Genomic DNA, 23,125 nt, shown 5'->3' with positions numbered 1-23,125 from the left:
GGTGATACTCCTAATTGCTAATAGAAAGATTTTATTACAAATTTAACAATAATTTTTCCGGATTTTCGATAAGTTCCTTAATTTTTACCAAGAAGGTAACGCCTTCTTTGCCGTCTATTATGCGATGATCATAAGAGAGTGCAATATACATCATCGGACGTACTTCAATTTTGCCGTTTATTACTACGGCTCTTTCTTCTGTTTTGTGCAGTCCTAAAATACCCGATTGCGGCGGGTTAATAATCGGCGTTGATAATAACGAGCCATATACTCCGCCGTTAGAAATCGAAAAAGTTCCGCCGGATAGATCAGCCATAGACAATTTCCCTTCTCGTGCTTTTTTGGCTAAATTTCCTATTTCTTGTTCCACGCCGGCAAAACTTAAACTATCGGCATTTTTAATAACAGGAACTACCAGACCCTGATTTGTTCCGACCGCTACGCCGATATCATAATAATTTTTATAAACAATATCATCGCCGTCTATTTCGGCATTTACCGAAGGAATCGTTTTTAAAGCTTCAATAGTAGCTTTCACGAAAAAAGACATAAAGCCAAGTTTTATGTTATGTTTTTTTTCAAACTCTTCTTTATATTGTGTTCGCAAAGCTATTACTTTCGACATGTCAATTTCATTAAAGGTCGTTAAAATAGCTGCCGTATTTTGTGAATCTTTTAAACGTTGGGCAATAGTTTTACGTAAGCGTGACATACGAACACGTTGCACTCTATCGTCATTTGTTTTTACTGTAGGGCTTGCTTGTGGAGTCGGTACTTGACTTGCAGGAGTATTTAATACTTCCAATACATCGCCTTTAGTTATTCTTCCCTCCCTCCCCGAACCTTTTATATTATTCGAATCAAGTTTATTTTCGGTCACTAATTTTTGTACGGACGGTGCAAGGCTAGTACTCGCCGCTACTATTTTTTCCGGCATTATTTCGGTTAAGGTTTTAGGTGTAGTATTATCTTGTGCGGCAGCTTTAGTAGGTTCAGAATTTGCGGTATCTTTTTGCGGCTGCGGCGATGCAACAGCTCCTGCTGCTCCCTCTAGAATCTCCCCTATATCTTCACCGACCGCTACATTTGCTCCTTCATTTTTTAATATTTTACTAATAGTACCGTTAGCAGAAGCGTTAACTTCTAGCGTGACTTTCTCCGTCTCAAGCTCTAATAACAGCTCATCTATTTTAAAAGCATCACCTTCTTTTTTATACCATTTAGCAATAGTCGCTTCCGTCACCGATTCGCCGAGAGACGGCACTGTAATTTTAACACTCATATTATTTTACTCCTTGTTATTCTGTTTATTCATGCGAGGTTATTATGGCTATTAAAAGTACTGTATGTCATTCCCGCGAAGGCGGGAATCCAGAAAAAACACTTAAAATAAGCAAGACTATATAAAAATTTACTATATAATTCGCTTAAATATTCTCTGGATTCCCGCCTTCGCGGGAATGACATCAAAAATTCAAGCCATGCAACAACACAGGTACAAGCCACGACGGCTTGACAAAAACCTTACTCCTTCACCCTCAACGCATCTCTCACTAGCTTCTCCTGTTGTTCGTTATGTACGTGCAACGACCCGACCGCAGGGGATGCTGAAAGCTCTCGCCCGACATATTTAAATCGTTCGTTAATTCCTGCTTCCTTTAATGCCTCATCCAGATAAGAAACTATATAACTCCATGCTCCCATATTTTTTGGCTCTTCTTGACACCAAATAAATTCTTTAGCTTTGCTATATTTCTTTAACAAGTCTACTATTATATTTTTCTCGAAAGGATATAATTGTTCTAGCCTTATAATTACCGTATTCGCAATATTGTTAGCTGTACGCATTTCAATTAAATCATAATAAACTTTACCGCTACATAAAATTACTTTTGTAATTTTACTTGCGTCTATGTTATTAACTTCATCCAAAACCGGTATAAAACTCGTCTTTTCGTCAAGCTCCGCCAGAGATGAAACGGCTAATTTATGCCTTAATAGTGATTTTGGCGACATAACTATTAACGGTTTACGAGTAGTATTTAATATTTGCCGACGGAGCAAATGAAAAATAGAAGCGGGAGTTGTTGGATAAGTAACGTACATATTATCCTCTGCCGCTAGCTGTAAAAACCGCTCAAGCCTTGCCGAACTATGTTCCGGTCCTTGCCCTTCGAAAGCATGCGGTAGTAAAACAACGAGACCGCTTAAACGTAACCATTTAGTTTCACTACTAGAAATAAATTGATCAAATATAATCTGTGCACCGTTGGCAAAATCACCAAACTGTGCTTCCCAAATAACTAAATTCTGAGGATCTGCTAAAGAATAACCATATTCAAAACCAAGTACCGCATATTCGGATAAAAGACTGTCCGCTACTTCATATTTTGCTTGCTTTTCGGCTAGGTTATTTAGCGGTATATATTTCGTATCGTCTAGCTGACTATATAATACTGAATGACGATGCGAGAAAGTTCCACGTCCTGAATCTTGACCGGTAAATCTTATTTTTGTACCTGAAATAAGCAAGCTTGCAAAAGCAAGCTGCTCGGCAGTTGCCCAATCAATAGGTTTATCCTCGGTTAAATCGGCTTTGCGTGCGTTAAATAGCTTAATAAGTTTCGGATTAATTACAAAATTTTCAGGTACTTCACATAACTTTATACCTATTTCTTGCAACGTTTTTTTATTAACACCGGTAGCAACTATTTCAGCATTAGAACGAGTTAAGCCTTGCCATAAGCCGCCTAAAAAATGCACCTCTTGTTTATAATTTTTAGCTTGCTCATATTCTTGATCTAATTTAGCTTTAAATTGCTCTTTTAATTTAGCAAAATAATTTGTATCAATTACCCCGTCTTTTGCTAGCTTATCGGCATAAACCGCACCCGGCGTGGGTTTATTTTTAATTGCATTATACATACTAGATTGCGTATACATCGGTTCGTCGCCTTCATTATGACCGTATTTACGATAACAAATAATCTCAACTACAATATCCTTGCTAAATTTTTGCTGATACTCAACAGCAATATTCGTTACTTTTAAAACTGCTTCCATATCGTCGCCGTTGACGTGCAAAATAGGTGCAGCAATGATTTTAGCAAATTCAGTGGAATATCTACTTGATCGGGTATCCTTAGCATTGGCCGTAAATCCCAATTGGTTATTAATAACAAAATGTAATATACCGCCGGTATTATAAGCAGCTAAATTTGACATGGATAAACATTCAGCCACGACTCCTTGACCGCAAAAAGCCGCATCGCCGTGAACCAAAATAGCCTTGACTTTTTTACGTTCAGTATCTCCTATAGCATCTTGTTTTGCTCTAACTTTTCCGGCAACTATCGGGTTTACCGCTTCTAAGTGAGAAGGATTATCCGCCATCGACAGGTGAATCTTTTTATCGCCTACAACCCTATCAGAGGAATAACCTAAATGATATTTTACATCTCCTGAAATATTTAAATCGTCAGGAAATACATTACCGCTAATAAATCCGGCAATAACGGCTTTGTAAGGTTTACCGACTATTTTAGTGACGGTATTAAGTCGCCCCCTATGTGCCATACCTATAACAATTTCCTCTAAGCCGTAACTAGCTGATAAATCTATAGCTTTATTCATAGCAACAACCGAAGAGTCGCCGCCTTCGACAGAAAAACGCTTTGCTCCCGGGAATTTTGTATGTAAATATTGCTCAAACCCTTCTACTTCAACTAAATCATTTAATATATTTTTTTTATCTTCTGAAGATAATACAACGTCTCTTTCCAGCTGGTTATACAACCAATTTTTTTCTTCCGTATTTTCTATCTGCTCAAATTCGACGCCGATATGATTGGAATAAGTTTTATCAAGAAAATTAACTAGCTCACTTAAGGTATATGTTTTTTCTAGAAATTTATGCTCTATTACATTATTCAGCTGCTCGCTGGTAAAACCAAAATTCTCTATACCAAGCTTTAAATCCTCTTTAGTTTTAATAGTTTCAAGCTTGAGAGGATCAAGCTCTGCACAATAATGAGCATATTTACGATAATTTTTTATCATCGCTCCGACATTAAACTTATTTGTAACCAATGCAGATTTTTCTGAAATTTGGGATTCTGTAGATTCTGTTTTTAAAATTACTTTAGCTGTAGTTTTATTAATTCCCGCATCTTTATTGTTGTCCTTAATCTGTGCAAAAAATACTTGCCAAGTTTGATCAACAGAACTCGGATTTGCTAAATACTGCCTATATAATTCTTCTATAAAAACAGCATTACCGCCAAATAAAAACCCTGTTTGTTTAAAATATTCATCCATAAATAATGTTTTCCTGATATTAGTCGTACTGTATATATTGTAATGTCATTCCCGCGAAGGCGGGAATCCAGAAAAAACACTTAAAATAAACAAAATTGTATAAAATTTTACTATATAATTCGCTTAAATATTCTCTGGATTCCCGCCTCCGCGGGAATGACACCGGAACACGTCGGTACTACGTACCTCCTCGCAATGACGACCGAGTAATCCCCTTAACCTTATTAAGCATAATTCCGTTTTTTAAATCGTCAATTGATGATTTGTTAAGTGCATGCACTAATAACATATGATTTTTTACGTCAAGTGTTACAGTACCCGGCGTTAGAGTAATCGAATTACCATAAATTACTTGCCCTATTTCTGTTAACTCTTCTGCATCAAGCCATTCAAAAGTCGGCTCTATTTTCATATCTCGACTCCAAACGATTTTAATAACTGCAAACGCAGATTTACATATTTCTACCAGTAACCGGCAAAAATATAATATAGCTTTATAAATTAAATGTATTTTAGTGCGCATTTACTGCTTTTGTTAATTTAATATTGGAAGTAAAAGGAATTAATACCATAATCATCACAAATATTAACCCTATCATATTAAATATATTATTTATTGCAATTACAAACGCATCGGCATTTATTTGATTCGCAAGTAATAAATATGAAGCTTTTTCCGGATCGCTAACTTTTCCGTCTAATAATTGAGCAAAAAACGCTAATTGTTCTGCAGCCTTTGCAGAAGTAGAAGAAATATTTTCTCCTAAATAGCTAGTGAAAGTTTTAGTATAGTTAGTAAGGATAGTGCTAATTACCGCAAGCCCGACGGCTCCGCCAAGGTTACGGGTAAGATTATAAAGACCGCTGGCATTTCCTACTCTTTCTTTCGGCATATTACCAAGAGCAATGTTATTAGTCGGTATGAAACAAAACATTAAAGATAAACCTCTAATAAATTGCGGTAAGACAAATTCGGCAAATCTTGAGTCCGGTGTTAAAAAACTATTTAAATGACAGCCTAGTGCAAATCCGCCAAGCCCGATAATCAGCATTATCCTTAAATCGACACCGGCACCCATCATCTTGCCGGCAAGCGGTGCAGATAAAAATTGTGCCGCTCCCGTTACCATCATGGTAATACCGATTTGCACAGTATCATACCCTGCTATCGTAAATAAAAATAACGGTAATATATATACTGCCCCGTATAAGCCGATACCCATCACAAAAGAATAAAGGCAGCCAAAAGTAAAATCCTTATATAAAAACGTTCGTAGGTCTAAAATCGGATTAACAAATGTTAGTTCCCAAATAATTAACGTAATAAAACTGATTGCTACCATAATACTTAAAAGCAATATTGTAGTGTCTTCTAGCCATCCCTTTTTATTACCTTCCTCTAAAACATATTGCAATGTTCCAAGGGTTATAGCCATGAGTGCTATACCGATAAAGTCAAAATTTTTCAGTAAATTATAATTAGGTTTATCAAAGTCGGCATAAAGGAAAACTACAGTACAAACAAAAATTCCGGGTATGACGTTAAGCAAAAACATAAAATGCCAAGATAAAACTTCCGTAATATAACCTCCGAGCATCGGACCGAGTGTCGGTGCTACGGTTACTACTAACCCAATTACTATCGTTACTGTCGGACGCTGCGAGACGGGGAAAATTATAAAAACAGTGCTAAATACCGTCGGTATCATTGCACCGCCGAAAAATCCTTGCAAAGCTCTAAAAATAATCATTGATTCAATATTAGTCGCAAGAGAGCATAATATGCTCATAATAGTAAAACCGAACGCCGCAATAAAATAGGAAATTCTGGTAGAAAGTAATCTAGCTAGAAAGCCGGTAATAGGTATTATAATTACTTCGGCTATTAAATAAGACGTTTGAACCCAGGACAGCTCATCACTTGAAGCAGCAAGCCCGGCAGCTATTACCGACAAGGAGCTTGCGACGATTTGGATATCGAGTACCGCCATAAACATCCCGACAACCATGCCGAAAAAAGCAAATAACTGCTTTTTTGACAGAGCTGCCGGCTCGGCTGAATCATTTTGTTGCATATTAATTTATATTAACTCAAATAAGGAGATTATCATTTTATTATTTCTAATGCAAATTTAGAAAGTATTTAATTCTAAATATTAACAATTGATGTAAAAATACATACGGCATATTTCATAAAGCTTCGGCTTGTTGCATGGCTCGATTTTACCTCGTCATTGCGAGTGGGCATTGTTGCATGGATCAAGAGAAAGTGTTATATGTCATTCCCGCGAAAGCGGGAATCTAGAAAAAACACTTAAAATAAGCAAAATTATATAAAAATTTACTATATAATTCGCTTAAATATTCTCTGGATTCCCGCTTTTGCGGGAATGACATCAAAAATTTGATCCATGCAACAAGGCTTTCAGTCGCTCGCAATGACGTTTGGGGTATCCACGCAACAACGCCTAATATTCTGATTATTAAAAGCTTCCACACTAAAATATATCTTTATATCTAAACAAAAATTATTGATTATTTATTGTTAATATATTACAATGAATAACTTTTATTAATTATTAGGGAGGAGAAATGCAAGATTTAGCACAAAAAATTATATCTTTTTCTGAACATAAATCAGACCTAGAACAAATAAAAGAATCAATAAAAGAAGGATGGGCGATAGTTAAATTAATACCTAATAAAGGTCGTTTTATCGGGCTTTTGGAAAAAATTTCGCCTATGGAAGATGATAGCGTATATCTCCCGCCAAGAAAAAAAATAATAGTTAGTTAATTAAGTAAGTAAGAAGATTTTTGTAGCGAAATTCAAAATAAAAAATCGAATTTATTGCCTACAGCAATATCTAAATACTCGGCAAAAGGCGGCAAGTCGTCAAGCTCTATTGCCATATTTATTGTTTGGTCAGGCAAAATATTAATATTCGTCTTATTAGTTACGTAAGAATCCAAAATTTTCCGGTTTTTATCGATTATCCTGATCCTAAATATTAGGTTTGATATTTGATAACTCGACGGGTTAGTTACTGCATATGAAATTTTTATTCTATCAGGATTCTTAATATCTTGAATAACAATATGGTCAATTTTTAATTGCTCATACCTAAATAAAAACCTGCAATTATCTTCTAATAATATTATTGAAGAAAAAATAATAAAGCTAATCCATAACAAAGGAAAAAAACTATAGCTAGGAGGTTTACATGGTAATAACGCCGGTAGACCTCTACCCTCTATATAACGTTCATTTTTAAAGGGCGTAGTAATAGCTTCAGGAGCTTCTTCAATTTTAGCAAAATCAGCTAGTTTCGTAGCGTTATAATCTAATTTTTGATGCCACATATGCCGGCATTTAGAACACTTAACTTTTCGACCGTTTATACCTATTTGCTCGTTTAAAACGATAAATTTTGTCTGACAATTTGGACAAGTAATATACATTTAATTATTATATTTTATAAATTGACTTAATAGTAAAAGTGATTTATGATTTTTCTATACGCTTGTCTTTCAAAAATTGTTTTTTCATTTTGTCAGGGATTCACGTACTCACTTATTAAGTATAAGCTGCGTGCGTTCACCCTTCAAAATAAAATCCAATTTTTGAAATACTTCACGTATAGAACTAATATTAAAATTATTATGCTATCATATATTAAAGAAATTGAGGAAGCTTGGCAAATAAAAGATGGATTACTACACGACTCTTCAAAGTTAAAGGACATTAAAGAGATAGTTAATAACATTATAAACGATTTAAATCAAGGTACTCTTAGAGTTTGCGAAAAAAAAGAAAATAATTGGTATGTGAATGAGTGGATAAAAAAAGCGATATTATTATATTTTATCGTTACCGAATCAAAAATTTACACTAGTAATTATAAAAATTGGTACGACAAAATCCCGGCTAAATTCTCGCCGAATACCGATGAAAGTATTTTTAAAAAAGCCGGAGTACGGGTGGCACCCGGAGCTTTTATTAGAACCGGTGCTTATATAGCCAAAAATGTTGTTGTTATGCCTTCTTTTATTAATATCGGTGCTTATATAGATGAAGGAACAATGATTGATAGCTGGGCAACAATCGGCTCTTGTGCACAAATCGGTAAAAATTGTCATATCTCGGGCGGTACAGGAATAGGCGGTGTATTAGAACCGCTGCAAGCAAAGCCGGTAATAATTGAAGATAATTGTTTTATCGGGGCCAGATCGGAGATAGCCGAAGGCGTAATAATAGAAGAAGGTGCAGTAATTAGTATGGGCGTATTTATTGCCGCCTCCACAAAGATAGTATATAGAGATACGGGCGAAATTATTTACGGCAGAGTGCCGCCTTATTCGGTTGTGGTACCTGGGTCGCTTCCGGCAACCGAAGCAGGAAAGCCTTCGCTTTATTGTGCAGTTATAGTAAAGCAGGTTGATAAAATAACTAGGAGCAAAATTGCTATTAACGAACTGCTAAGAGTTTAATTATTGAGTCATGCAACAAGGCTAGTTAAGTTACTTGTCTTATAAATACAAATATGGTAATATTGGAAAATAGGAATTTCATAAATATAAATATTATGATAATAGGAAATAACGTAGAAACAATTAAGCAAGTAGGCACTAACGGTCAGATATCACTAGGGAAAAAATATGCCTGAAAGCGAATACAGATGTTAACCTTAGACAATGGAACTATAATAATTAAACCCGGTAGATTTATTCCTGACAATGAATTATGGCTTTATAATAAAAATAATAATGAAATACTTGAAAAAGCAATAAAATGGGCAGAAACAACTAAAAGACGTGAAAATTTTGATGAAATAGAAAACTCTATAAAAAATGACTAAAATATTATTAGACATGAATTACCCTGCTTTTCAAGAACAATTATTCCGCTTAGAAAAGTTAGAACAATACGCATTACTTACTACTTTAAAAAAAATTAAACAATTAGATTGGAAAGAGTTGTATAAGGATAAAGGAATAAGATGGGAATTAATTACCTCAAAAACAACTTCCAAAGGTAATAATATATATTCATTTAGATTTTCTCAAAAATACCGTGCTACTGCTTATAGAGATGGCGATTATCTTGTATTACTTGCTGATCACGATGGAGCTTACACTTAATTCAAATTAATTTCCTATAAATCACTTCGTTATTAATTCTTTCTAAGCATATCTTTCTTGTTAATTAAAAAATTTATTATATGAAATTACTAAAAATATTTTTATTATCTTTTTTACTACTTGCTTGCGAAAAACAGAAATCCAAAGATAATTTAATTGTCGGTACTTCTGCGGATAATCCTCCTTATGAATTTATTCAAAACGGTGAAATTGTCGGGCTTGATATTGATATTATCAATGCGATAGGCGAACGTTTAAATAAAAAAGTCATCATAAAAAACTTTGATTTTAACGGGTTACTTGCAGCTTTAGTTAGCGAAAATATCGATGTTGTCATAGCTGCACTTTCTGCTACTCCGGAACGTCAAAAATATATTAGTTTTTCCGATAATTATGGGAAAACAAAATTATCGATCTTATATAGATCGGAGGATAATATACAAAATGTTGACGATTTGAATAATAAAATAGTCGGAGCACAACTCGGTAGTAGCTGGGAAAAAACAGCTCAAGAATTAGCACAAAAAATGAATATTAAAATTAACTCTTTATCAAATAATTTAATGTTAGTGGAAGAACTAAAATCAAAGGTTATAGACGCCGTTATCCTTGAAGAATTCCAATCCATAAAATTTAAAGAAAATAACCCTAATCTGGAGAGCTACACTTTGGAAGGTTTTTCTTCGGAATTTGCTGTAGCTATGTCTAAAGATTCAGGGCTTATTAAAGAAATTAACGAAGCAATCGACTCATTGAAAAAAGACGGCACCCTTAATAAAATTATGAAAAAATGGCTAGTACAGTAAAAAACGACGAATTTAAAAATGCAATGAGCCGATTCCCTACCGGTGTTACTGTTATAACTACTTCCTATAACAACAAACTTTTCGGTTTTACGGCTAATTCCTTTACTTCCGTATCCTTGACGCCACCGTTAGTATCCTTCTGTCTTGATGAAAAAGCTTTTAGTGTTGACGGTTTTAGCAATAGCGATAAATTTGCAATTAGTATTTTAGCAGAAAATCAAGCCGATATTTCTAACCCGGATATTGCATGAGATATAGGAGACAAAATCCTCGTAAAGCTGTATAATACTGGTATTTCATTAGAATAATACAAAGGATTTTGTCATGACAAATTGTATAGCATATAGTTACCAGTTTTCCAAAGTAAAAAATCGGACAATAGAGATAAATTTCACTGGAGGTGATATTAGTAGCGATGGAGGTGTGTTGTTATTAAGAGAAGCAGATAAAAGGCTTGGTATAACAGAGGAGCTTGCTAAAATATTTCCTGATAGACGAGATGGTAGTAAAATTACCCATAATATGGCAACAATGCTGAGGCAACGAATTTATGGTATTGCATTAGGTTATGAAGATTTAAATGACCACAATTATCTACGAAAATGTCCTGCTATGCAAACAGCTATGGAAACAATTGATGATATGGCAAGTAGTTCTACCTTATGTCGTATAGAAAACAATGCTGATAGACACTTTGCAATTAAAGTGCATGAACTAATGCTTGATAAATTTATTAAGTCTCATAAAATAGTACCAAAGCAGCTAATACTTGATTTTGATGCTACGGATGATGAAATTCATGGGCAACAGGAAGGTAAGTTTTATCATGGTTATTACGGTCATAATTGCTTTTTACCTTTGTATGTTTTTTGTGGAAAGCATCTGTTAGTTAGTTATCTTAGGACGTCAAAGCAGGATCAAGCAAAACATTCTTGGGCAATATTATCATTGTTAGTAAAACGTTTTCGCCAAGCTTGGCCAGAGGTAAAGATTATTTTTCGTGGTGATAGTGGATTTTGTCGTCATCAGATGTTTGATTGGTGTGATATTCATAATATAAAATATATTGTAGGAATGCCCCAAAATAACAGACTAAATGAGTTACTGAAACCTACAATGGAGAAGTCAAAAGCAGCATTTATTATAACCCAAGAAAAGCAACGTCTTTTTAGTGAGTTTCCATATAAGGCTGGTAGTTGGAGTCATGAACGTAGAATAATTGGTAAGGCAGAAATGACAATGCTTGGAGAAAATCCAAGGTATATAGTAACTAATTTATCAGATAAACCTGAAGATTTATACGACAAAGTTTACTGTGGTCGTGGTGATATGGAAAACCGTATAAAAGAGCAACAACTAGAATTATTTGCAGATCGTACTTCTTGTCATAGATGGTGGGCTAATCAGCTCAGAATGATTTTATCGGGTCTTGCATACACTTTAGTAGAATATATCAGAGGTAATTTATTACAAGGTAGTGCATTAGCAAAAGCACAAATAGGTACAATACGTTTAAAATTATTAAAAATTGGGGTAGTAATTATCCGTAATACTAGGCGTATTAAGTTTTTGTTATCTTCATCATATCCTTACCGACAGGTATGGAATCATGTGATGAAGAAATTAGCATTAGAATAACCTAGATTAGCACTGTTCCCGGTGCTTAGAAAAAATGGGGTAAGGGGCATTACATCTAAAATTTGAAAATAACGGCTTCAAAGCACTTTTTGGCAAAATTTTTACAAAAGTATCATTGCTAATATTATAAATTACTCAATTTCTTACTTTAAATCTCACTTCATGCAATATCCGGGCTAAGCATTTTTCTAAGCATCAACTAAATAAATTTTTAAATATTTCTTACACACAAGGAGAATATACCGGCTGTCCGCTAATAGACGAGGCAATTTGTCATGTTGAATGCCGGAAAGTCACGAGTTATAACGTCGGCGATCATATTATATTTATCGGTGAGGTTATTAATACCGCTATAAAAAATGATTCAAACCCGTTATTATATTTCCTAAAATCATATCAAGAATTAAAATGACTATCAATATTGGACTGTGCGGTGCCACCGGTAAAATGGGGCAAACGATTATAGAAAGAATCGGAAAATTTAACGATTGTAAGATTTCCGAGAAGTTTAACAGCTCAAATAACTTAAATAATCTAGATCATTTTTGTAAAAATTCTGACGTAATTATTGATTTTTCTACTCCGGAACTATTAGAAAAACTAATAGATAGTGCTCTTAAGCACAAAACTAAGCTAGTAATCGGTACTACCGACTTAAAACCTCAACATTTTGATTATATAAAAACGGCTGCACAAACTTTGCCTATTTTATATTCCGCTAATATGAGTTTAGGGGCTAATTTACTAGGAGCTTTAGCTAAGATAGCTGCAAAAACTCTTGATAATAGTTATGATGTTGAAATTTTAGATACTCATCACCGAGCCAAAAAAGATGCACCTTCCGGAACGGCTATTTTACTCGGCGAAATAATTGCCGCAGCAAAGGGTTTAAATTTTGATGAATGTGCGGCATTTAATCGCAGTGATAGCGGGAGCAGAAAAAACAACGAAATCGGCATTTCTTCAATACGTGGCGGGAATATTCACGGCATACACGATATATATTTTTTGAGCGATGACGAAACTATAACTTTGCAACATCAAGCTCTCAATAAAAATTCTTTTGCCGACGGTGCAATTAAAGCCGCTATTTGGCTAGCCGATAAACCGCCGGGCTTATATTCTATGCTAGATGTATTTGAAAATTTAAGTTTAAAAATGACCTCTTGACAGCCGCCGACAATTACATTATATTCCTTTATTTGTAGTTAAGTTTAAGGTATTTTACTTATGTCTCGTAGGTGTGAGCTCACTGGTGTGGGCGTTTTGTATGGTAATAATGTATCTCACTCACAACGCAAAACTAGAAGGCGTTTTGAGCCTAATTTAAGGTCTGTTAAATTTATAAGCGACGTAACGGCACAAGAATATAGATTATCGGTAAATGCAAAGTGCATACGTTCGGTGGAAAAAGCCGGCGGTTTTGATGAGTATATGATAAAAGTATCTAATGATGTTTTATCCGACAACGCAAAAGTTATTAAAAAGAAAATAATTCAAAATAAACTAGCGAAAACATTATGAAAAGCGGCATACATCCGGAATATAAAGAGTTTTTAATTAAGGTTAGTAGCGACACTTTTAAAACAATGTCGGCTCATCCTACCGGCGAAATTTTAATGGATGTTGATTATAGGAAACATCCGGCATGGAACAAAGATATGGGAAATATCGTTAATCAATCTAATAAAAGTGTTAGTGACTTTAATAAAAAATTTTCCGGTCTTTCTTTTGGGATGACAAAAAAATCGGAATAGAGTAAGGCAGGTTATTACAAGTAGGACGTCATACCGTGATCAAGTTGCATGAATACCTCAACGTCATTGCGAAGCCACGAAGATGTTGTTGCGTGGCTTGAATTTTTGATGTCATTCCCGCGAAAGCGGGAATCCAGAGAATATTTAAACGAGTTATATAGTAAATAATTTTTATATAATTTTGCTTATTTTAAGCGTTTTTTCTGGATTCCCGCTTTCGCGGGAATGACACACAGCACTTTTTTCGATCTATGCAACAATGCCAACAGGAATGACATACGGCACTTTTTTTGAGCCATGCAACAACACCGATACTTTGGCGGGAATGACATCGCTTGATATTGTTTTACTCACAGTTGTTACAACTTTTAAATCGAGTTTAAAATAATATTTATTCTAAATTTGCATTAGAGTTTCGGAAGAACTCTATCATTATCGCGGGGTGGAGCAGCCCGGTAGCTCGTCAGGCTCATAACCTGAAGGTCGTTGGTTCAAATCCAGCCCCCGCAACCAAAAATCCTTATCATATACTGAAATCTATCATTGCTAGGAGGCGTTGGCATTGTTGCATGGCTCTAAGAAAGTGCCGTATGTCATTCCTGCGAAAGTAGGAATCCAGAAAAAAATATTTTTAAGTCATCCTGAATTTATTTCAGGATATACTACAAGAGATGCTGAAACAAGTTTACAACTGTCCGAAGTTAAAAAATAAGTAGAGAAAAGTGGCGGCAATTTCTATTTTTGATGTTATATTTTTATACCAAAATGCCCAATCAAGGTTCAAGAACTCTTTTCCTTTCTAGAACTTCGGACAGTTGTAAAACAAGTTCAGCATGACAAAGTAAAGCCTGGATTCCCGCTTTCGCGGGAATGACATCAAAAATTCAAGCCACGCAACAACATCTTCGTGGCTTCGCAATGACGTAGTTCAGTCACTAACTCAGGAATAATATCTACTTCGCCTTAGCCTTATTTCTAGATTCGCTTGCTTTATCATGAGTATAGATAAAATCCTTAATAACCGGTACGATAAACTGCTTAAATTTACTACCGCTAAATACTCCGTAATGACCCGCTCCTTCCTGCATATGATATTGTTTCATTGAGTCCGGAATATTTGCACAAAGATTTATTGCTGCTTTTGTTTGACCGACGGCTGCGATATCATCAAGCTCTCCTTCTATACCTAGCAAAGCACATTTGGTAATATCTTTTAAATGTAATGTGCCGATTTTCCGAAACTAATTTTCCCCGAGCTAAAGAAAATTCATGAAATACTTCTTCGATAGTTTGCAAGTAAAACTCTGCCGCCATATCCATAGGGGCTAAATACTCATCATAAAATTTAATAGTATGATCGACTTTTTTATAATCACCGTTTAGTAAATTTTGTAATAACTCTAGATGAGAATCTATATGGCGAGATAAATTTAGACTAATAAAACCGGCAAGCTGTAAAAAGCCCGGGTAAACTTTCCGACCATGTCCGGGATAGTTAGGCGGAACGTTCATTGTAACTGTTTTACAAAACCACTCTAGGTTTTTGCTTAAAGCAAATTCATCAACTGCCGTAGGATTCTTTCTAGCATCAATCGGACCGCCGATTAAAATCATTGAATTCGGTACATTAGGTTGATTGTCCGATGACATTATACTAATAGCGGCAAGTAACGGCACCGTGGGCTGACAAACTGCCATCGTATGGGTATTAGGTCCAAGGAAGTTGATAAACTCAATTGTATAATCGATAAAATCATCCATATCAAAATGTCCGGCTTCTACAGGTACGTAACTTGCATCTATCCAATCGGTAATATATACATCACAATAAGGTAATAATTCTTGTACCGTAGCTCGGAGCAGTGTAGCATGGTGACCAGCCATCGGTGCAATTATTAGCAATTTCGGCATTGCTTCCTTATAGCCTACTTTGTAAAAATGTTTTAATTCACAAAACGGTTTTTTTAAAATAATTTTTTCATCAATTTCATAAGTTACGTTATCAATAATAGTTTCGGTAATATTAAATTTGGGTTTTTCGTATTTTCGGAGCATCCGTTCGGAAACGGTTAGGTAAGCATGCATAATTCTTGCATAACCGTTATCTTTTAACGATTCATCTTCAAAGGCTTCTTTTAAAATTTTTATACCTAAATGAGTCGGAGCTATTTGAGCCCTAAGCCCTTCTAACATGTAATACATATAATTGGTATTAAGTTCACAATTATCCATTTTTCCCCTATTCTAATAATAATTAATTTTATTTTAACATTAAAAAATTCTTATAGCATTAATTTTAGACTTTACTATTTAAGTTTTTATAATTAAGTGGTAATATAGCCAGTTGACATAAGTATAGCAGCATAAAATTGATATGAATAAAAAGACCATTGCATTAGTCGGTAGACCGAATGTCGGGAAATCAACGCTCTTTAACCGTTTAAGTGTTAGGAAAAAAGCTGTTGTTCACGATCAGCCGGGCGTCACAAGAGATAGGAAATATGCTGATGCTGCAATTGCTTCGTTGGAATTTACTGTAATCGATACGCCGGGGCTTGAGGAAGTAAAGCATGAAATAGGTCAAGAGTTAAATTTGCGGTTAATGGAACAAACGACTAAAGCTATAATTGAGTCGGATATAATTTGTTTTATGGTCGACGGCAAAAGCGGTGTACTGCCTGATGATAAATTACTTGCTCATTTTGTTAGAAAATATAATAAACCGACTATATTGATAATAAATAAATGCGAAGGGCGTTTTGATTTTGCTAAAGAATATTACCAACTCGGTTTTGATAATATGGTAGTTGTTTCCGCCGAACACGGTGTCGGGATGGCGGATTTATACGATGCGATAATTGAAGGAACCGCTAATAATGATTCTCAAGGTCAAGAAATTACTGACCCTATAAAAGCCGATTATATTCAAATAGTGGTAAGCGGTAGACCGAATGCCGGAAAATCTACTTTTATTAACGCACTTATTAACGATGAAAGATTATTAACCGGTCCTGAAGCCGGATTGACTCGTGAATCAATTGAAATTGATTGGCAATATAAGGGCAATAAAATAAAATTAATAGATACTGCCGGTTTGCGTAAAAAATCTACTATCAACGAATCGCTTGAAAAATTATCGGCGTCGGATGCTATTAATAGCATCAAATTTGCTAATACGGTGATTTTAATGATTGATGCCTTAGCTCCATTAAAGCAGCAAGATTTAAATATTGCAAGTTATGTTGCATCGGAAGGCAGAAGCATTGTTATAGTAGTAAATAAATGGGACTTAGTTAAGGAATCTGAAAAAGAGAAATTTAAAGAGGAATTTGACTATCAAGTAGCTACTAATTTACCGCAAATCAAAGGCGTGCCGATAATATATATTTCGGCTATTAACAAAAAAAATATAGAACAAGTATTAGACGCTTGCGTTAATATTTACAATGTCTGGAATAAGAAAATAGCGACTAGCAAATTAAACGAGTGGCTTGGTTTTACCACCGAGAAGCATCCTCTGCCTCTGCAAAAAGGCGGTAGGCGTGTTCGGGTAAAATATATGGTGCAAATAAAAACCCGTCCGCCGACTTTTAAATTATTTTCTAATAATCCGGAAAAAGTTACGGATAGCTATACAAAATATTTAGTAAATAATTTACGTGATGCTTTTGAGCTGCCAGGCATTCCTATTAGATTTATTTATGTTAAAACTAAAAACCCGTATGTAACTTAGTGGGGGTTAATTGGTGTTCTATGTCATTCCCGTTTGAGCCAAGCGTTGCTGCATGGCTCAAATTTTTGATGTCATTCTCGCACAGCATTGTTGCGTGGATCGAATTTTTGCAAAGCGTACGGTGTCATGCCGTGACTTGATCACGGCATCCAGAAAATCTTTAATAAAAGCCTGGATACCGTGGTCAAGCCGGCATTGTTGCATGGATCAAAAAAAGTGCTGTATGTCATTCCCGCGAAAGCGGGAATCCAGAAAAAACACTTAAAATAGGCAAAATTATATAAAAATTTACTATATAATTCGCTTAAATATTCTCTAGATTCCCGCCTTCGCGGGAATGACATCAAAAATTTGATCCAGGCAACAAGGCTGGTCAAGCCACGGTATGACACCAAACGCTTTGCAAAAATTCGAGCCACACAATAAACCCGCCTTAATTGCAGGATATATATCTAATATTAACATAATTGTAACTTTTTAAAAATTGTTTTTATCAGTATACTTCATAACTTATTATATGCCTCTTCTATCCAATGCTTTACTATCCGTAAAATTTTGGCTTCGGGGCTGAGGTTTTTAGCTGCCCATTTCTTTATCCACGGCTCGGCTAGTTGCCACATATTAACGTTCGCATCCAGTTGTTGTCCGATTCCTTCAACCATGACTAAAGTTTTTTGTAATAATAATAGCTGCGGTTGTACCTCCATACCGAAATCCTCGGTTATTTTAAATAAATGTGCTAGTAATTTACCGACTGAAATATTTTTAGTAGCTAGCCCTACGATAGGTTCAGTAACGGCTCTACAGCTCTGTGCAAATAAATCTAAATCGGTATTTGCAGGAATATAACCTGCTTTTAAATGTACTTTAGCTACTAATTTGTAATCACGGTTAAGAAAACCGAATAAACTTTCAGCAACCGCTAAGCGATCTTTCTCGGTTAGTCTTCCCATAATACCGAAATCAAGCAAAATTATTTTACCTTGCTCGTTTACTAAAATATTTCCGGGATGTAAATCAGCATGAAAAAAGCCGTCTCTATAGGCTTGATTAAAAAACATTACAGCAAATTTTTGAGCTATTATTGCCAAGTCTAAGCCGGCTTCTTTAAGCTTATGAGTTTCATATATAGAAATTCCATCTACCCATTCCGTGGTTAGGATATTTTCGGACGTAAACTGCCAGTATATTTTGGGGATGCATATGTCAAGATCATCACGGAAATTATCGGCAAGCTCGGAAGCAGCGGCAGCTTCAAGCCTTAAGTCAAGCTCATATTTCATGGTTTCCCGAAACTTCTCTATGACCGCGAGCGGTTTTAACCTTTTTACTTTAGTAAATTTGGAAGCTAATTTAGCAAGGAAATATAATAACTTAATGTCTCTATTATATTTTCGATGAATATCAGGACGCAAAATTTTTATTGCGACAAATTCGCCGGTTGTTAATTGAGCTTTATGAACTTGTGAGATTGAAGCGGCGGCTATGGGGGTGTCGTAAAAGCTCTCAATGTCATTCCCACAAAAGCGGGAATCCACTTTATAATTTTCTAGATTCCCGCCTTCGCGGGAATGACATCGACTTTGAAAAGCCTTCTGAACTAACTCCCTCGCTATCTTGCTATCAAAGGGAGGCAATTTATCTTGTAGTAACCTTAAATATTCTGCTACTTGCGTACCTATCAAATCGGGTCTTGTAGAAAGTGTTTGCCCGAATTTAATATAGATAGGTCCGAGCTGTTGCAAACAACTAGTTAAACGCTTACCAAAATCCCTTTGCGGTTTTTTTATTAGAGATAGCGGAGAAAATATTAGCGTCAAAATATAGCCGATAATTTTAATACGTAGCGGTACTTTAATATCACCTGCATCAAGTAAAATTTGCTCTTTGCTAATAATTCTTAGAATATGGAATAAGTTAAAAAATATATTCATAATTTGTAAGCACTATGAATGGCAACAACCCCGTTAGTAAGGTTTTTATATCGTACTTCCTCAAAGCCGGCATTTTGGATCATTATTTTAAAATCATCTTGTGCAGGAAATAGCTTAATGCTTTCAACTAGATACTGATAGGCTTCCTGATTATTAGTAATGATTTGCCCGATTTTCGGGATAATATTAAAAGAATAAAATTCATAGAAATTTTTGAAATAACCTTCATCTAGTTTAGAAAATTCAAGGCATAAGAATTTTCCCATCGGCTTTAAAACTCGGTAAGCTTCCTTTAAAGCTTTATCAATATCGGGGATGTTTCGAATCCCAAACGCTATGGTATAATAATCAAAACTATTATCAGGGAACGGCAAATTTTCAGCATCGGCAACAGTGTAATTAAGGTTTTGTAAAAGATTAAGGTCGATTGCTCGTTTTTTTGCATTTTCAAGCATCTCTTCGTTTATATCACAAAGAGTTATGTGAAGCTTCGGGCTACGAGCTTTGGCTTTTTGAGCAATTTTTAAAGCAATATCGCCACTGCCGCTAGCAACGTCCAATATATTTGCGTTTAAATTCGGAATTTGCCTAATAAATTCAGCTTTCCATAAACGATGTACTCCAAAGCTCATTATATCATTCATTAAATCATATTTATTTGCTACGCCAGTGAAAATATTATTTACTAGCTTCTGTTTATCGGCCAAATTAACTTTTTTAAAGCCAAAATTTGTCTGGTTCATAATTTATATTTTTTAAAATTATTTTAGTGTATTATATTACATTATACAGTGTTATTCTCGGAATTCTTTATTATGTCATTCCTGTGCAGCATTGTTGCGTGGATACCCAAACCGTCATGGCTGCATGGCTCGAATTTTTGCAAAGTGTACGATGTCATGCCGTGACTTGATCACGGCATCCAGTCTTTTTATTAAAGTTTTTTCTGGATACCGTGGTCAAGCCACGGTATGACATTGGAATCATTTCTTGATCCATACAACAATGCCTTCCTGCACAGACGGGAATGACATAAAACTGAAATTATATTACAACCAACTCTACACTAATAAATACTTATAAACTATATAAAATGCCAGAACTTCCTGAAGTAGAAACGTTAAAAAACTCTCTTGAGCAGAAACTAATAGGTCTTGCTATAAAGAATATAGAACAGAAAAGAGAGAATTTGCGTTATAAATTATCTGCAAATCTAGCTGCAGAAATTTTACATGCAAATATTTTAGCTGTGCGGAGGCGTGCTAAATATCTTATTATCGATTTAAATAACAGTTATTCTCTAATAGTGCATCTCGGTATGAGCGGACGCTTTACACTGCAGCTATATAATTATAAAATTAAAAAACATGATCATATAATTTTTGATCTTACTAATAACGAGAAATTAGTTTTTAACGATGCAAGGCGTTTTGGAATGATTTATAGTTATGAAACTAAATTTTTGGAAGAAAAGTTTTTTTATAATTTAGCTATTGAGCCTTTGTCTGATTTACTAACTATCGAATATTTAAAGAGTAAACTCGCTAACCGCAAAGTACCGATAAAAAATTTGTTAATGGATAATAAAATTATCGTTGGAATCGGTAATATTTATGCCTCCGAAAGCTTATTTTTAGCTAAAATTAATCCAAATAGGTTAGGTACTGACTTAACTATTGAGGAAATAACTAAGCTAATTACTGCAATTAAAAATGTGTTATCGAAGGCGATTGCAGCAGGCGGTACTACCCTTAAAGATTTTGTCAGCGGTGATAATAGCCCTGGATATTTCAAACAGCAGCTTATGGTTTATAATAGAGATAACGAAAAATGCTTAGATTGTGACGGAATAATTATTAAATTAAAGCAATCAGGTAGAAGTAGTTTTTATTGTTCATTATGCCAAAAGTAATAAAGCTGTTATGGCTTAAAAGTGTTGTTGTAAGAGGATTATTACAAGTATGGTGTCATACCGTGGCTTGACCACGGTATCCAGAAAAAACCTTAATAAAAAGACTGGATGCCGTGATCAAGGAACTAGAATGACACACCGTACGCTTTGCAAAAATTAGAGCCATGCAACAATGCCCAAGGCATTATTACGTGGATCGAAGATTCATCACAAAAGAGGTCTATTGACATTGAACAAACAACCTATTATCTTTATACTAAACTTTCAATATATTTAGGTCATTTATGAATAAAAATTATTTAATACTTTTTTTTGCTGCTGCTATTTTAATAGGTTGCAAAGATAAAGCACCTACTAAACCGAAGCCTACTCTAGCAGTTGAGGCCGATCCGAGTCCTGCTATTATAAGAACGATAGAGGATACGAATAGGAATATAGGCAATAATATTGCAAGAATTCCTACTCCTCCTACTCGTTAGTATCTTTAAATTGCTTATGTAGGCTTTCTTATACTAATCTGAAAGCCCTACAATCAATATATTAGTAATATAATGCTTAGTATAATTTCCTCCGCAAAAACCCTTAATTTTAAGGCTATCTCGTTTCAAGAGTCAACCATACCGCTATTTTTAAGCACGACAAATTACTTGCTTGAGATACTTAAAAATTATTCTCAAGAGCAATTAACGGAAATAATGAATATAAGTTCAAGTCTTGCACAGCTTAATCGGCAAAGATTTCAAAATTTTGAGAAGCAAGAACTTAAACAAGCAATTTTTGCTTATGACGGTGATGTTTATAATAATATTAAAATCGAAGAATTAAATCATAAACAATTAAATTTTTTACAATCTCATTTACTAATTATGTCCGGGTTATACGGTGCTTTAAGACCTTTAGATGACATTAGACCTTATCGGCTAGAAATGGCAGCTAAATTACCTGCTATAATAGCTGATATAAAAAACCTTGCCGATTTTTGGCAAGAAAAAATTACTAACTATATCAATCAAACGCTTAAACGACATAAAAATAAGTATTTGCTTAATTTGGCTTCTATTGAATATTCTTCCGCTATTGCTATTAGCCGTCTTAAATATCCAATGATTAATGTATTTTTTAAAGAGAATAAAAACGGTAAATTACAGACTGTCGGCATAAATGCTAAAAAAGCCCGTGGCAATATGGTTAATTTTATAGCTACACACGCAATCGATAATCCTTGTGAATTAAAAAATTTTTCATATTTAAATTACGAGTTTAGCGTAGCTGATTCTTCAGAAAATAATTTAGTGTTTATTAAATAATATTAACCCTGAACTCTACTTCCTCATCGCTTAGATTAATAGGTGTTGTTGTATGGCTCTAATTTTTGATGTCATTCCCGCGAAGGCGGGAATCCAGGCTTTTTTTGTCATGCTGAACAAGTTTTGCGCATCTCATTAATAGATACTGAAATAAATTCAGGATGACTTAAAAATATTTTTTCTGGATTCCCGCCTTCGCGGGAATGACACACAGCACTTTTTTCGATCTATGCAACAATGCCTACTAGAGTACGTGAGTACAGGCGAATGCCGAAAAATTTACTTGTATCAAGTTTTCTGAATGACGCTGTTTTGTGTATTTTTAATATCACTACAACCGAAAATTAGCTTAATATCTTAAGCAAACAACTTAATTCCTTTGATTATCTAGATTATTCTGTTAAAGTACCATCCGTTAATGGTGTTTAAACTCCATCATTGCAAAACATTTTTAAACCTTAGTGTTATTATGCTATGGGGCCGTTTCATGAGTGCTGCAGCATTAAATGCAACGGGAAATTATTGTTTTCAATGATTGAGTTTATCCCCTAGCACCTGGCACTAATTAGTTTAAGATATG

Annotated in this window: 20 protein-coding genes, 1 tRNA gene and 5 pseudogenes; 17 read left to right on the top strand and 9 right to left on the bottom strand. The window is 34.7% G+C overall.

Annotation, left to right across the window (positions count from 1 at the left end; translation table 11 throughout):
• Nucleotides 1-34 precede the first annotated feature (34 nt).
• From odhB to AAGD48_RS07580, 4 genes are all read right to left on the bottom strand, one after another.
• Nucleotides 35-1,282, bottom strand: a complete 1,248-nt coding sequence (odhB, locus tag AAGD48_RS07595; RefSeq protein WP_341789607.1) for a 2-oxoglutarate dehydrogenase complex dihydrolipoyllysine-residue succinyltransferase — start codon at nt 1,280-1,282, stop codon at nt 35-37.
• 242 nt (nt 1,283-1,524) lie between these two features.
• The gene (locus AAGD48_RS07590) at nt 1,525-4,317 is read right to left on the bottom strand and encodes a 2-oxoglutarate dehydrogenase E1 component (RefSeq protein ID WP_341789606.1); all 2,793 of its coding nucleotides are present in this window, start codon (nt 4,315-4,317) and stop codon (nt 1,525-1,527) included.
• Nucleotides 4,318-4,495: 178 nt separating this feature from the next.
• A complete protein-coding gene (locus AAGD48_RS07585; RefSeq protein ID WP_341789605.1) occupies nt 4,496-4,840 on the bottom strand; it encodes a Na+/H+ antiporter subunit E in 345 nt (114 codons plus the stop codon).
• Nucleotides 4,830-6,392 carry a DHA2 family efflux MFS transporter permease subunit gene (locus tag AAGD48_RS07580; RefSeq protein WP_341789604.1) on the bottom strand — a complete coding sequence of 521 codons (1,563 nt, stop codon included), beginning with the start codon at nt 6,390-6,392 and terminating at the stop codon, nt 4,830-4,832. The genes AAGD48_RS07585 and AAGD48_RS07580 overlap by 11 nt, the downstream gene beginning before the upstream one ends.
• A gap of 517 nt (nt 6,393-6,909) precedes the next feature.
• Here AAGD48_RS07580 and AAGD48_RS07575 point away from each other — a divergent pair.
• On the top strand, nt 6,910-7,113 hold the full coding sequence (locus AAGD48_RS07575; protein WP_341789603.1) for a DUF2674 domain-containing protein: 204 nt from the start codon (nt 6,910-6,912) through the stop codon (nt 7,111-7,113).
• A gap of 32 nt (nt 7,114-7,145) precedes the next feature.
• Here AAGD48_RS07575 and AAGD48_RS07570 read toward each other — a convergent pair whose 3' ends face one another.
• Together AAGD48_RS07570 and AAGD48_RS10670 are read right to left on the bottom strand one after the other, a co-directional pair.
• Entirely contained in the window at nt 7,146-7,679 is a 534-nt protein-coding gene (locus tag AAGD48_RS07570) for a hypothetical protein (protein ID WP_341789602.1), read from the bottom strand.
• Nucleotides 7,680-7,718: 39 nt separating this feature from the next.
• Nucleotides 7,719-7,778: pseudogene (locus AAGD48_RS10670) on the bottom strand (MJ0042-type zinc finger domain-containing protein); the annotation flags it as partial.
• A 201-nt stretch (nt 7,779-7,979) separates the two neighbouring features.
• Between AAGD48_RS10670 and dapD the strand changes: the two are divergent.
• The 12 genes and pseudogenes from dapD (at nt 7,980) to AAGD48_RS07510 (ending at nt 14,371) form a co-directional block, all read left to right on the top strand.
• Complete coding sequence (gene dapD / locus AAGD48_RS07565) at nt 7,980-8,807, top strand: 2,3,4,5-tetrahydropyridine-2,6-dicarboxylate N-succinyltransferase (protein ID WP_341789601.1); 828 nt, start codon at nt 7,980-7,982, stop codon at nt 8,805-8,807.
• A gap of 95 nt (nt 8,808-8,902) precedes the next feature.
• A pseudogene (locus AAGD48_RS07560) lies at nt 8,903-9,175 on the top strand (hypothetical protein).
• Nucleotides 9,168-9,458 (top strand): hypothetical protein, encoded by a 291-nt coding sequence (locus AAGD48_RS07555; RefSeq protein ID WP_341789600.1) that lies wholly within the window; start codon nt 9,168-9,170, stop codon nt 9,456-9,458. The pseudogene AAGD48_RS07560 and the gene AAGD48_RS07555 overlap by 8 nt, the downstream one beginning before the upstream one ends.
• Nucleotides 9,459-9,538: 80 nt before the next feature.
• The gene (locus AAGD48_RS07550) at nt 9,539-10,264 is read left to right on the top strand and encodes an ABC transporter substrate-binding protein (RefSeq protein WP_341789599.1); all 726 of its coding nucleotides are present in this window, start codon (nt 9,539-9,541) and stop codon (nt 10,262-10,264) included.
• Nucleotides 10,249-10,497, top strand: a pseudogene (locus AAGD48_RS07545) (flavin reductase family protein); the annotation flags it as partial. The gene AAGD48_RS07550 and the pseudogene AAGD48_RS07545, both read left to right, overlap by 16 nt.
• Before the next feature lie 91 nt (nt 10,498-10,588).
• On the top strand, nt 10,589-11,902 hold the full coding sequence (locus AAGD48_RS07540; protein WP_341789277.1) for an IS1380 family transposase: 1,314 nt from the start codon (nt 10,589-10,591) through the stop codon (nt 11,900-11,902).
• A 175-nt stretch (nt 11,903-12,077) separates the two neighbouring features.
• A pseudogene (locus tag AAGD48_RS07535) lies at nt 12,078-12,314 on the top strand (flavin reductase family protein); the annotation flags it as partial.
• On the top strand, nt 12,311-13,072 hold the full coding sequence (dapB, locus tag AAGD48_RS07530; protein ID WP_341789598.1) for a 4-hydroxy-tetrahydrodipicolinate reductase: 762 nt from the start codon (nt 12,311-12,313) through the stop codon (nt 13,070-13,072). The pseudogene AAGD48_RS07535 and the gene dapB, both read left to right, overlap by 4 nt.
• Before the next feature lie 60 nt (nt 13,073-13,132).
• On the top strand, nt 13,133-13,426 hold the full coding sequence (gene rpmB, locus AAGD48_RS07525; protein WP_341789597.1) for a 50S ribosomal protein L28: 294 nt from the start codon (nt 13,133-13,135) through the stop codon (nt 13,424-13,426).
• Entirely contained in the window at nt 13,423-13,659 is a 237-nt protein-coding gene (gene rpmE, locus AAGD48_RS07520; protein ID WP_341789596.1) for a 50S ribosomal protein L31, read from the top strand. Before rpmB ends, rpmE begins: the two co-directional genes overlap by 4 nt.
• Before the next feature lie 436 nt (nt 13,660-14,095).
• A tRNA-Met gene (locus AAGD48_RS07515) sits at nt 14,096-14,172 on the top strand.
• Between the two features lie 49 nt (nt 14,173-14,221).
• Nucleotides 14,222-14,371: a hypothetical protein gene (locus tag AAGD48_RS07510; RefSeq protein ID WP_341789595.1), complete on the top strand. Its 150-nt coding sequence runs from the start codon at nt 14,222-14,224 to the stop codon at nt 14,369-14,371.
• Nucleotides 14,372-14,612: 241 nt separating this feature from the next.
• On the opposite strand, the pseudogene AAGD48_RS07505 reads toward AAGD48_RS07510, so the two are convergent.
• Nucleotides 14,613-15,891, bottom strand: a pseudogene (locus tag AAGD48_RS07505) (polyhydroxyalkanoate depolymerase).
• Between the two features lie 142 nt (nt 15,892-16,033).
• Here AAGD48_RS07505 and der point away from each other — a divergent pair.
• Nucleotides 16,034-17,392 (top strand): ribosome biogenesis GTPase Der, encoded by a 1,359-nt coding sequence (der, locus tag AAGD48_RS07500; RefSeq protein WP_341789594.1) that lies wholly within the window; start codon nt 16,034-16,036, stop codon nt 17,390-17,392.
• A gap of 503 nt (nt 17,393-17,895) precedes the next feature.
• Here der and ubiB read toward each other — a convergent pair.
• Together ubiB and ubiE are read right to left on the bottom strand one after the other, a co-directional pair.
• A complete protein-coding gene (gene ubiB, locus AAGD48_RS07495; protein WP_410526011.1) occupies nt 17,896-19,326 on the bottom strand; it encodes a 2-polyprenylphenol 6-hydroxylase in 1,431 nt (476 codons plus the stop codon).
• Complete coding sequence (gene ubiE, locus AAGD48_RS07490) at nt 19,323-20,069, bottom strand: bifunctional demethylmenaquinone methyltransferase/2-methoxy-6-polyprenyl-1,4-benzoquinol methylase UbiE (protein ID WP_341789593.1); 747 nt, start codon at nt 20,067-20,069, stop codon at nt 19,323-19,325. The genes ubiB and ubiE overlap by 4 nt, the downstream gene beginning before the upstream one ends.
• Nucleotides 20,070-20,419: 350 nt before the next feature.
• Here ubiE and mutM point away from each other — a divergent pair, with 350 nt between their 5' ends.
• The 3 genes from mutM to AAGD48_RS07475 all read left to right on the top strand — a co-directional run bounded on the left by mutM (nt 20,420) and on the right by AAGD48_RS07475 (nt 22,545).
• On the top strand, nt 20,420-21,238 hold the full coding sequence (gene mutM / locus AAGD48_RS07485) for a bifunctional DNA-formamidopyrimidine glycosylase/DNA-(apurinic or apyrimidinic site) lyase (protein ID WP_341789592.1): 819 nt from the start codon (nt 20,420-20,422) through the stop codon (nt 21,236-21,238).
• Between the two features lie 284 nt (nt 21,239-21,522).
• Nucleotides 21,523-21,717, top strand: coding sequence for a hypothetical protein (locus AAGD48_RS07480; protein ID WP_341789591.1), 195 nt, complete (start codon nt 21,523-21,525; stop codon nt 21,715-21,717).
• A 72-nt stretch (nt 21,718-21,789) separates the two neighbouring features.
• Nucleotides 21,790-22,545 (top strand): YaaA family protein, encoded by a 756-nt coding sequence (locus tag AAGD48_RS07475; protein WP_341789590.1) that lies wholly within the window; start codon nt 21,790-21,792, stop codon nt 22,543-22,545.
• Nucleotides 22,546-23,125 lie beyond the last annotated feature (580 nt).

This window comes from Rickettsia endosymbiont of Polydrusus tereticollis (assembly GCF_964026385.1).
GTDB lineage: Bacteria > Pseudomonadota > Alphaproteobacteria > Rickettsiales > Rickettsiaceae > Rickettsia.
Note: the sequence above shows the minus strand (reverse complement) of the source record. Positions and strands in the feature narration are given on the sequence as shown.